This window comes from Shewanella sp. NIFS-20-20 (genome assembly GCF_019209865.1).
GTDB lineage: Bacteria > Pseudomonadota > Gammaproteobacteria > Enterobacterales > Shewanellaceae > Shewanella.
In genome coordinates, this window is the sequence record NZ_JAHUTT010000026.1 from 39,567 (window position 1) to 51,218 (window position 11,652).

11 protein-coding genes are annotated in these 11,652 nt (G+C 48.9%); 6 read left to right on the plus strand and 5 right to left on the minus strand.

The window, feature by feature from the left end; genetic code table 11:
* Positions 1-47 precede the first annotated feature (47 nt).
* Positions 48-650, plus strand: coding sequence for a tRNA (pseudouridine(54)-N(1))-methyltransferase TrmY (trmY, locus tag KU855_RS10055; protein WP_218530151.1), 603 nt, complete (start codon positions 48-50; stop codon positions 648-650).
* 49 nt (positions 651-699) lie between these two features.
* Here trmY and KU855_RS10060 read toward each other — a convergent pair whose 3' ends face one another.
* The 3 genes from KU855_RS10060 to KU855_RS10070 are packed head-to-tail and all read right to left on the minus strand — an operon-like array spanning position 700 to position 3,261.
* Entirely contained in the window at positions 700-1,239 is a 540-nt protein-coding gene (locus KU855_RS10060; protein WP_218530152.1) for a GDYXXLXY domain-containing protein, read from the minus strand.
* A complete protein-coding gene (locus KU855_RS10065; protein ID WP_218530153.1) occupies positions 1,232-2,296 on the minus strand; it encodes a DUF4401 domain-containing protein in 1,065 nt (354 codons plus the stop codon). The genes KU855_RS10060 and KU855_RS10065 overlap by 8 nt, the downstream gene beginning before the upstream one ends.
* The gene (locus KU855_RS10070; RefSeq protein WP_218530154.1) at positions 2,293-3,261 is read right to left on the minus strand and encodes a DUF2157 domain-containing protein; all 969 of its coding nucleotides are present in this window, start codon (positions 3,259-3,261) and stop codon (positions 2,293-2,295) included. The genes KU855_RS10065 and KU855_RS10070 overlap by 4 nt, the downstream gene beginning before the upstream one ends.
* Before the next feature lie 276 nt (positions 3,262-3,537).
* Here KU855_RS10070 and metC point away from each other — a divergent pair, with 276 nt between their 5' ends.
* From metC to KU855_RS10085, 3 genes are all read left to right on the plus strand, one after another.
* Positions 3,538-4,731: a cystathionine beta-lyase gene (metC, locus tag KU855_RS10075; protein WP_218530155.1), complete on the plus strand. Its 1,194-nt coding sequence runs from the start codon at positions 3,538-3,540 to the stop codon at positions 4,729-4,731.
* Between the two features lie 357 nt (positions 4,732-5,088).
* A complete protein-coding gene (locus KU855_RS10080) occupies positions 5,089-5,943 on the plus strand; it encodes a hypothetical protein (protein WP_218530156.1) in 855 nt (284 codons plus the stop codon).
* A 10-nt stretch (positions 5,944-5,953) separates the two neighbouring features.
* Positions 5,954-7,285: a DUF4785 domain-containing protein gene (locus KU855_RS10085; protein WP_218530157.1), complete on the plus strand. Its 1,332-nt coding sequence runs from the start codon at positions 5,954-5,956 to the stop codon at positions 7,283-7,285.
* 70 nt (positions 7,286-7,355) lie between these two features.
* Here the strand turns inward: KU855_RS10085 and KU855_RS10090 are convergent, their stop codons facing one another.
* The gene (locus KU855_RS10090) at positions 7,356-7,829 is read right to left on the minus strand and encodes a MarR family winged helix-turn-helix transcriptional regulator (RefSeq protein WP_218530158.1); all 474 of its coding nucleotides are present in this window, start codon (positions 7,827-7,829) and stop codon (positions 7,356-7,358) included.
* Positions 7,830-8,069: 240 nt separating this feature from the next.
* On the opposite strand from KU855_RS10090, the gene KU855_RS10095 reads away from it, so the two are divergent.
* Positions 8,070-8,963: an alanyl-tRNA editing protein gene (locus KU855_RS10095; RefSeq protein ID WP_218530159.1), complete on the plus strand. Its 894-nt coding sequence runs from the start codon at positions 8,070-8,072 to the stop codon at positions 8,961-8,963.
* A 201-nt stretch (positions 8,964-9,164) separates the two neighbouring features.
* A complete protein-coding gene (gene yghU, locus KU855_RS10100; protein WP_218530160.1) occupies positions 9,165-10,022 on the plus strand; it encodes a glutathione-dependent disulfide-bond oxidoreductase in 858 nt (285 codons plus the stop codon).
* Positions 10,023-10,110: 88 nt separating this feature from the next.
* Here the strand turns inward: yghU and KU855_RS10105 are convergent, their stop codons facing one another.
* Positions 10,111-11,184, minus strand: coding sequence for a hypothetical protein (locus KU855_RS10105; protein WP_218530161.1), 1,074 nt, complete (start codon positions 11,182-11,184; stop codon positions 10,111-10,113).
* Between the last annotated feature and the right edge of the window lie 468 nt (positions 11,185-11,652).

The window sequence follows — 11,652 nt, forward strand, 5'->3', positions numbered from 1 at the left end:
TTGATATCAGCATCTATTCTCTGTTTACTCATTAGGACTTAGATCCCATGCGTGCCTTTGTATTACGAGCCCGTTCAGCCCCGACCGATAGTCAACAACTGTTAGCGGCTGTCGGCCAAGATGCTCATACTGAAATTTTGGCTCACACCCTGATGAATACCATCTTTGTCGCACAATCTCATCGCGATGACGTGATTGTGTATCTCGTGCTTGAAAGCACACAAGATTATTCTCGTACCATCTGCTTTCAACCTCAGCTTATCCATGATCTTGGCGGCTTTCATGAACAAGCCCTGCTAACCACCATTGCCCAAGCGTTAGATTTATCCCAAGGGATGGCGAAAGAGCAAGAGCGTCAAGTGAAAAGTGGCGTCAGCGTCAGCACCACCAGTTTTGAAAAGTTGGTCAAAGATCTCGCCCAAGACTATCAGTTATACATGATGGATAAAAAAGGCACGTCAATTCGCGAGGTTGAGTTTGCCCATAACCCGTGTTTCTTGCTGACCGATCATATCCCAATGCCGAAAAAAAGCTTTAATACGTTAAAGCGCCTTGGTGCAGAAAAAATCAGCTTAGGCCCTAAAATGCTATTTGCCTCGCAGTGCGTTGTCCTCATTCATAACGAATTAGATATCGCCCAAACGCGTTAATGACAGCGCGACGGTTAAGTGGATGGCGATAATAACACTCGCCATCCACTTAATGGGATGGCGTTGCCTCGGTTGACAGCGCTAAATTTGTGTACGCTTGATCGTGCAAACTCACTAAGAGTAATTCTCCGTCATCGTCGACTTTAAAGTAGCCATAACGGGCGGTGGCAAATGTCGAACCTTGGCCCTCTTCAAAAAAGAAGGCATTTGTAGCCAACATAACTTGGCCATTTCGCCAGCGATATTTCATCAACAATTGGCCGGGTTCAACGCCTTCTCCAGCGTAAACACCGACAAGATGTCCTTGGTGATTGTCATCAAGCGCGATGACCGCTAAGCCATCGTGTATGGCTGGCTCACGCTCCTCTTCCTCCTCCGTCACCTGGCTGATTAATGCCGCCTTAATCTCTTGACTCAGTGCAAAACGCAGCGCCATATAATCGCCCTGCATAATCGAGCGCGGATCGATTGGCGCTAAAGGAAGATACACCCCATGCCCATGTGCCAGATGCTGTTCTTTTTGATAGATAGACCAGTTTACAGCTATCAATAGAGCCACTAAGGTGAAGATAACGACGCCTTTATTCATGGGAAGCCCCCGGTGATGCCACCAATTTAAGCAAACTCCAGCGCGCTCCTAACAGCACTAACCCCAAGCACAATAAGCTTTGAGATTTCACCATCAAACTGGTGTCTAACTGATAATAATAATGACTAAGATAAATTAACAAGGCGCTGATACCTAGGCCTATCAACACGCGATTACTGCCATTAAAGCCCAGCAATAAAATTAACCATCCAAGACTAATCCCCGGCGCCTTAATCGTGGCGACACACACCAACAAAGTCACCACCAGCGCCCATATTGCCAGTCTATCTCGCCAGCAAAATTCCAATATTGCCAACACCTTGACTACCGCAACTAGCAACACAATACTGGTCAGCACATCCTCAAACCACGGCCTAGTCAATAACTCAAATGTGCGATTGTCGGTATAAAGACTAAAGCCGTCTGCATAAAAACCAACGCAAGCGATAACCACTAACCCGAGCAAGAGCCCATACCCTAAAGCATTAATCTCCTTAATGTATTGAGGATAGGTATATTCGTGTAACCACAACCAAGCAGCAGCGCCTAATAACACGCTCGGCGCCACAAACGGGCAACCCAACAAATCGAGCGCAACACAGCTACTGATCACCATCAAAAAGGCTGACACCAAGCGATGGATAACATTAGGGAACAGCAGCATCAGCAGCAGTTGCATGCCAGCTACCATTAACCAAGCAAAAGCATTTTGAGTGACATCAAAGGCCGCCCAAGCGAGCAAAAATTGACCTGACAAACTAAGAACTAAAGCAGCATGCGACAAAAACTCATTGAGTTGAGTGCGAAACAAACCAAAAGCCATGATCAGCATCCCAGCGCCGCACAGGGCAGTGTTCAATGGTTCTCTAAAGGCAAAATCAAAGGTCACCCCTAAAAAGACTAAAAAAAATAAGGAGGCAAGCCAGCCTGAAAACGCTAATAGCCCCTTGATGTACCAAGGCGATGTCAACTCATCAGCTAATTGGCGAGTCTCAGCATCCACCAATCCGGCGGCGTGTAACTTGCGCCAGACTCGATTAGAAGCAGGGGTCATCATTGCCATCCTCGTTGAATATTTCTAAGCCATATCGCCGAGCCCGAACCTAAGCCGATAAGCAGTAATGACAACACCAAGAAACCGCCAATATCGACACTTTCAAATACCAAGCGCGCGACTAAGCTCATCGCTAAGGTACTGAAGGATAAAGCCGCCCCAGCCAGCATAAATAAATCACGACGCCGATAGCGGTAGACATACACAGTGACAGCACACCATATGGCCCATAACAGAAATCCGAGATCATCCGCACGGCTTTGGTTATCAAAACCGAAAATTTTCTCCATCCCTAGCCAAGTGATACACCCCCCCGCGGCCGTGGCGATGATCCTCGCCGACCAACGCTCAGTGGATGCCAAGATCGCGCCTGGGCGTAACTCCCAAACGACTAAGGCGGTAATATTCAGACAAAACAAGGCTAACATGATGATATCACTAATATTTGGCATCCATCGGGGTCGAAATACCCCAAGGTATAAGCTCAGGGCGAGGTTAACGACTAACAGCCATAACAACCATAAACTTGAAAAACGGCTGACAATGACCCAAGGCAACATGAGTGCTGCCCAAGTGGCAAATAACTGCCAAGGGTCGGCACCGGTTTGGTAGGTTTGTCCATAGAAGGCGAGCAAGATCCCCACCAGCATTGAGGCCACCAGCAACAACAGCTTGGCCAACACTGGCCGCGACACCTGTACATAAGCGACGATGACCATCACCAGCATGATCTCAAGCCCCGCAAACTTAGAGAAGCGGCTTAACTGGCCCCAATTTGCCGCAATAAAAAATGCGGTGGCGACCAGTAACGAGCAAGCGCCAGACCACAGCAATAAGCGATCAAGCAACTTAAGCCAGTCCATTCGACGAGGGACAAGCTCCAAGGTCTGCAACGCCTGCGGCACTTTATCTGGGGCGAGTTCATGGCTCGCAATATAGTCAACGAGTTGTTTTCGTTTTGAGGTCATAGACTTAAGTTTCCACTACCCGTGTCACCAAGCTGAGGCCGGCAATCGTAGGCACCCATACTAGTGTAAATGGATTGTTAATGGCAAATCGTTTGCTATCGTTCATCACAATGAACAATTTTCGGGTGATAGACGCAATCACAGTCTGTTACTCTATCAGCCAACCTCTGAAACGAGCCAGAGCCCGTCGATAAATCCCGCGCGTCGTGAGTATCGAGTGCTTGCTAAATTCAGCCTGAGAAAACGTCATCAGCCAAGCTAACACAGAGAAGTATCATGACTAACCAAAAACTCCCGACCCTATTAGTCAGTGCCGGACGCCAATCGCGCGTCACCCAAGGAGCCGTTAACCCTGTGATCCAACGGGCTTCTTCCTTAGTGTTTGATTCTGTCGCCGCCAAAAAAAAGGCGACCGCTCAACGCGCCAACGGCGAATTATTTTATGGCCGACGCGGCACCTTAACTCATTTTGCACTACAAGATGCCATGGTGGCTTTAGAAGGCGGTGCAGGTTGCGCCTTGTACCCTTGCGGCGCGGCGGCAGTATCCAATGCTATTTTGTCATTTGTTAAAGCCGGCGATCACATCTTAATGACAGGCGCCGCCTACGAGCCCACGCAAGATTTTTGTCAGGTTATTTTGCATGACATGAATGTCAGTACCACTTTTTATGATCCGCTCATAGGTGCCGATATTGCCACCTTAATTACAGAAAACACCCGGGTAGTGTTTCTCGAGTCGCCCAGTTCAATCACCATGGAAGTGCAAGATATTCCTGCCATGGTTAAGGCCATTCGCGCCGTGGATCCAGGTATTATCATCATGATTGATAATACCTGGGCTGCGGGAGTGTTATTTAAGGCGTTAGATCATGGTATCGATATTTCGATCCAAGCGGGCACTAAGTACATCGTGGGACATTCTGACGCCATGCTAGGTACTGCCGTTGCTAATGCCCGCTGCTGGGATAGATTGCGTGAGCGTTCGTATTTGATGGGGCAAATGGTCGATGCCGATACCGCCTACATCGCCGCACGGGGACTGAGAACCATGGCGGTCAGACTGAAACAACATCAGCAAAGTAGTATCAAAGTCGCCAAGTGGTTAAACCAACGTCCCGAAGTTGCTAGGGTAAACCACCCGGAACTGGCCAGTTGCAAAGGTCACGAGTTCTATAAGCGTGATTTTAGTGGCTGTAATGGCTTGTTCTCATTTGTACTAAAGCAGCGATTATCTCAGGCGCAATTAGCCCATTATCTGGATAATTTTCAGCACTTCCGCATGGCGTATTCGTGGGGTGGCTATGAATCATTAATCTTGGCCAATCAGCCCGAGGAGCTCAAGGCCATTCGTCCTGCAGGCGCGGTAGACTTCGAGGGCACCTTAGTGCGAGTGCATATTGGGCTGGAGGATGTTGACGACTTGATTGCCGATCTTGATGCCGGTTTTGAGCGCATCATGGCGTCGTAAGCTTGCGAGCGCAGCACTTAAACCACAGCATATCAGTCTAGGTGGCAGCGTCAAGACTGATATTCTTTGCTGTCGACTCTTGGCTTAACCCGCCATTCACTGATGCGATTATCAGCTATTTTCTCCGCCTCGCCTAAACGCTCGTTATTTCACCAACCGTTATTATCACTCCCTAAACAACCGCTTAAATAAACCAATCGCATGTTTTAAACAATTGCTCGTTTTAGCGGCCCAAAATCAGTACGCCAGTACCAGTAAATCCGCTTGCGCCAGTAGATCTTGCCCACTAGGTTTAGATGTCAGCATCGACTGCTGAGCATTGCCTAAAACGATAATAATGATCATAGGGAGATCCTCATGAAACTCAACCAGCTTATGCTGTTGGGTCTGTTTGCTGTCAGCCCCTTCGTCCAGAGCACCACCGGCATTGCCTTTATCCATGGCACAGGTCATCAAACCAACGCCGCCGCAGACTATTGGAGTCATGACTTTATCGACTCGGTACGCCAAGGTATAGCGCAACCCGATAAATTTTCTGTGATTAACTGCGACTTCGATCAATACATGTGGGAAAACGCGGCCGCCGGTTGTTTGGCGAGTCAATTGACCGATTTTATTCAACAGCAAGACATCGATGAGTTAATCATGATCACCCACTCCAACGGAGGCAATGTTGTCCGTTGGTTATTATCAAACCCAACTTGGGATAGCCGCTATCCTGCCATCATTAACACCACCGCCAGCGTCATTGCCATTGCCCCCTCCAGTGCGGGCACCCCGCTGGCGGATGCAGTCAATGAAGGCAATGTGTTTGAAACAACCCTTGGTTGGATATTGGGTTACGGCAGTAACGCGGTAAAACAGCAACAAGTAGGCTGGATGAGTTATTACAATGCCCATTGGCTGTATGGCACCGCTGGCAGGCCCAGTCTTGGCAAACCTTTTGAGGTCATCGTTGGCTCTGATGTCGATTCTGCCTTCTGGGATAGCGACAGTTACTGCGCCGGATATCAGTATCAGGTGGCACTAGAAACGACCCAGAACTGGCTCGATAATTGTTCTGATGGCTTTTTAGAGTGCAGCTCGCAAGCGGCCGCCGGCAATGTCTGGTTTACCGATAAGCAACTGACTCGTGGCCAAGAACCCTTGAGCCACCAGCAAAGTCGCCGCGCCTGTTTTAACCTAGATAGACTGATCCGCAATCATATTTAAGGAGCCTCTCATGCCTAACTATCACCCATGGCTCAGCATGATTGTGCTGTTGTCGCTCACCGCTTGCCAAGATCAAACCGCTCACTCGGTCTCGCCAGCCCCCGCCACTGACCCCGCCAACGTCATGTTAAGCTTAGCGCCGCCCAGTGCCGATGATTTAGTCCCAAGCCGGATTTCTAGCCCCAGCCTAACGGCGATCAACCAAAACCAAGAGACGGTGAGTTTTGTCACGGCTATCGCCGCCGATGCACTCAACCTTGCCCCACAATCAGTGCAAACAAGGATCAGTGATGAATATTGGCTGACAGTCACCGGCGCTGAACTTGCTCAGGGCATCCGCCTGCCCTTGAGCCAAGGCGGCAGTGTGGTCAGGATTGCGCCAAGGGGGGATATCAGCAGCGGCGGGTTAATCCATGCCGAAGCCATTGCCCCGCAATCCGTGCAATTGAAAGCAATATCTGCCCGAGCCAGTACTCAACAAGCCAATACCAAGGACAACGCTAATCTAATTGCCACGATGTTAGATAGCGACAGTTTGGCCTCAGCGGGACTCACGGATAATTCCAGCGCACTGGTGATTGCCGACACCTTATCTCCAGGTCATTATCAGCTGCAGGTGCAACAACACTTACCTGCCAGCAGCCAATACTTGGTGCATGTCAAAGAAAAACATTCGCCGTTTACCTTAGGTTTGTCAGCACCCAACATTGTCGCCATAGAAGATCAGCAATTAGCCTTAACACTATATCTACGTCAAGGCGGACAAGCGCTAAGCGCGCCTCACCTTGAGCCCAAAGTCACCCTCAGTGATGGCAATCTACAAAAGGTATCTCTGCCTCTGCAAGCGGTTGGTAATCACTGGCAATTAGCATTAACCAGTGACACCTTGGCGGCATTTCATCGCAGCAATAGCCATTTGAATGAGCTCCAAATCGATATCGAAACTCAAGTGCAAGGGCTGCCAATTAAACGCACAGTGAAAACTGCATTTAAGCCTTATGTGGCATCGGCTCGCATTCAATCTCAGGTGCTCAGCCAGTGGCAAGATGAGCTTCCAACCTCCCTTACCTTTGCTATTGATGTGCACTCCCCCGGCCGATTTGGTTTACAGGGCATACTGGTAGGTACGGATAGCCAAGGGCAAGCACAGGGAATCTTGTTGAGTCAAACGGCCGCTTGGATTACCCCAGAGCAAGATCAATTGACCCTGCAATTCGACCCGGAGCTGATCCAGCGTTCTGGATTAGTCGCACCGTTTGCGCTTAAAGCATTAACATTGAACGATCAGGGACAAATGGCTCGGATAAGCTATCAAGCCAATGCCTTAACCTTACAGCAGTAACCCACCAGCCCCTGCGATGTTTTGTCGCAGGGCGCAATCTGTTTGCGGGTGAGCGCGGCACAATCACGCGTTAATCGCCTTGAATTTGACCGACAACCAACAGCGGCGAGGCATCGAGTTCATTGGCATCCATCATGGAGACAATCCGCTCAATCGATGACAATAATTGACTCTGCTCCCATTCTTCGAGGTTCTGATAACGGGTAATAAAATGTTCTTGCAACGGCTTAGGAGAACCACTGAGGAGGCTGCGACCGGACTCACTTAAAGATAAATGCACTTTTCGCTTATCCGTTTCACTGCGGGTGCGGATCACGAGTTGTTTAGCCTCTAAGCGATCGATAATCGTGGTGACCGTTGCAGGGCTTAACGCCACTTCTTTAGCGATATCTTTGGCCAAGGGGGTCGCTAAGGTTTCAATACTTTGCATTACCATTAACTGAGGCCCCGTAAGACCCGAGACTTTGTTCAGTTGGCGAGAATGGATATCAATGGCTCGGATCACTCGCCGCAGTGAAATCAAAAGTTGTTCGTATTTTTCCATAGAATAAAAAAGTCCTTTGCCGCCCCAATTGAGCCATATCTGCACTTAGCCAGACGTATTACCCACAGCCCCACATGGTCGCGTTGGTTACCCCGTGACTAAGCCTTAGAGTGAGCAAGGGTAACAGAATTTTGACGTCATTTGGTGGCAAACTGAGATCTCGGCTGATTGTGCCGCTGCCAACATAGGCTCTGCTTTGCTATTATCCCCCCATGAAACATCACCCTACCCTATAAAACCATGACTGAGCCTCAAGTAGCCAACATCCCCATGACGGCCACGCAAGTGACCTTTACCCAGCCCATTCATTGCCTGACCAGCCCAGTGTTGTATTGCCTGTCCCATGAGCACTCCAGTATCTTGATCACCGCAGCCACGCCGTTTCATCCCATCTCACATTTGTGGCCCGATCACCCTGCCGATCGCGGCCATATCACGATTGATGACGTAGAGCATCCGCTGATTGATTGCCTGACTGGGGCATGGGACTGCGAACAAGGGCGTTTATTTATCGACAAGGACATTCCAGTCAAGCGCTGCCAAGCCGGCTGGATATTTGTAGTGGTTCACCGCATTCAAGGGCAGCTGGCTACGCCCATCGGCACCCAGGTGCAGCTGAGTGTGGATACTCACTATCAGCAGGCATTAAGCCGTGGCCATAGCGGTGCCCACCTAGCTGCGCTCGCTTTAAATAAGGTGTTGCATCACGACTATTGGCGCAAAGCGCCCACGCGCATCGACGCCCTCGGTCACTTTGATTTTCATAATTATGCCGAAGAAACCAGTGTCGTCAGCCAAGATCAGTGTGTTGACCGCTATCGGTTAGGCAAAACCTTAAAAAAGCGTGGCTTTAACAGTGACTCTTTTATCCAAGATTTGCCCCAAGTGACCAAACGGGTCAATCAGCAATTGCAACAATGGCGCGACAGCGGCGTTGATATCGGTTTTGTTCGTGAAGGAGAATGCCTCAGCGACTCGCGCTATTGGCAGACCACACTGGATGAGCAGCTCGTCAGCATGCCCTGTGGCGGCACCCACGTGCAATCGATGCGTGATCTCGGCGCCCTGACGGTGGAACTCTCACTCACTACCGAGGGACATATCGATATGGTCACTCACACAGCATGCCCCTAAGCTGCCATCGCTTTGCCCGAAGGCGCCACGATTGAGAATGCTAGCCCCACAAGAATAATAGCCTCGAGCATCGCCGCTCGGCACCTCCAATTTAATCCGCCGCTAGTTGTACTGAACGATACGAGTTTGGCATAGTGGTCATGAGTGATGCCAACATAGCAATAAAACCACGATCATGACCAATCAGATAGGATGACATATATGGCAGAACAATATACCCCAGCACGCGTATGGACCATGGATACCGCCAGCGGTGGCCAATGGGCTAGCATAAATCGTCCCGATTCTGGGGCGCGTCATCAACAGCAATTACCCGTCGGCCAACACCCCTTACAGCTGTATTCGATGGGAACCCCAAACGGCCAAAAAGTGACCATCATGCTGGAGGAGTTGCTGGCGCTTGGTGAATCCGGCGCCGAATATGACGCTCACTTGATAAGGATTGGTGATGGCGATCAGTTCTCCTCTGGATTTGTCGAGATCAACCCCAATTCTAAAATTCCCGCCTTAATAGACACCTCAAGCTCGCGCCCAATCAGGGTGTTTGAATCAGGCAATATTTTACTCTATCTCGCTGAGAAATTTGGTCATTTCTTGTCTCGCGACCTCAGCGAGCGCACGGAAGTCATGAACTGGCTATTTTGGTTACAAGGTTCGGCCCCCTATTTAGGTGGCGGGTTTGGTCATTTTTATAGATATGCCCCTGAGAAGTTTGAATATCCCATCAACCGCTTCACCATGGAAGTTAAACGCCAACTGGATGTACTGGATAAGCGCTTAGCGCAACATCAGTATGTCGGCGGCGCCGATTATAGCATTGCCGATATTGCCATCTGGCCGTGGTACGGCAATCTGATGCTTGGGCAACTCTATGACGCAGCAGAGTTTCTTGATGTGACCAGTTACCCGCATCTATTACGTTGGGCGCAGCAATTAGCGACACGACCAACACTTAATCGCGGCAAACTGGTCAATCGCAGTTGGGGGGAACCTTGGGAGCAAGTGCCCGAGCGCCATAGTGCGGCAGATATCGATAACGCCTTAGCTCAACGTGATTAGCCTTAACGCTCCCAGATGCGACTGGGAGCGATCCACTCAGAAAGCCCAGTATCAATGGACTTTTCACCCAAGTCGCCCAGCAACCTAGCTAACCACAATCTTTGACCTTAGATACATACGCCCAATATTTATTGATGCCGAGACGGTCGAGCTTCTCAATCTTTAACTCACAGCCAGAGGGGACACTGGTCACTATTGGAGCTAAGGTATAAATGGGAAAACGCGGCTTATCAGCACGTATGTTCTTAGCGGTTGTGGTGGTGACTTTCTGACCCACTAAGCCATTCACTTGAGGGTGACTATTATCAGGCTGGAGGCCAAACTGGGCTGTTAGCTGCACTTTATCATCCGGATAATGGCCTATATACAGCCATCCCAAGCCCTGCGCGGGTACTTCATCTTGTTTCGGTAGCATATACCCTAATACGGAAGGCTTAATGGTGACGTCTTCATCGGAATGCAATAGCAACTGAATTTTTTGCATGCTTTGAATGGCATTAATCACGGCATCTTTATCGAGTGACTCGCTAAAGCTAGGTAAAATAATCTCGGATAACTTACCATTAATACCAATACGCTTAAATGTAATAGACCCGGTTAAATTATTAGCTTCAGCCGCAATAGCTAAGCCAGTAATATCCGCCAAGTCTACCCCTGAAGAAATATTATATATATTGGCAACTATTTTAGCGCCCACCCCAATTTGATATCTGGCAATATCATCTTCATCTTCTTCAGGGCTATTCATCCAAGTATGTTTTGACCATAACATGGTCACTTCATAAGACTCGCCTTCAACACTCAAATTACTGGTCAGGATTTGCCCTGTCGATTGCCCACTTAACCGACGGACATAGGTTTCAGAATCACTGTTAGATAATAAACTTAAATGGCACTTAGTTGGATTAGTAAAGGCCTTGCCGCCAACCGTCTTGGGCGATGCGGCACTGGCTAAATCACAATCGTTAAACGCCGCCAATAACGCTTTGGCACCGTCGGTGCCTTGCCAGGCAATTTTAGCTTCCATCGGTGTCTCATTGGCGTAGTAAATATTGTTGGTAGAATTGATACTGGCCTGCCCATGTGATGGCGGCGGTGATAGGGTTGACTGGCAACCCAGTAAGCTCAGCAATATTAAGGTAAGCAGAAGGTGTTTGATCATTATTATTATCCTTATTGATTATTTTACTAACGCTATATCCATCATCACTAATACCCCCGCCCAAACTTAATCAATAGCAAATCCATTATCTGTAGGGAAGCAAATTGACTTAATACTAAAGACTGACAAGGTGATAGAATAATAAAAGCGTAGAAGATAATTAAAGCGAGTGCCAAATAAGCCGCCAATAAGTCATTAAAATAATATCATCGCCTCAACAAAAATCGGCTGAACCAGAAATGACGCCCGGCACGCGCGACCCGCAGGTCATTGCCTGCGCCAAGATCAAGGCTAAAGGGTTAAGCTCAGTTTGCAGTAACATCGGCGTTGTTGATCAAATAGTTCACGTAACGTACTGATCTAATGACACTTACTCTAATTACTCAACTCGGTAACTAACAGGCATACCTAGTCTTATGACTTTGTTCATTGCCTTGACGTTAGCTAACACCTCTCCGACTTGTGCAT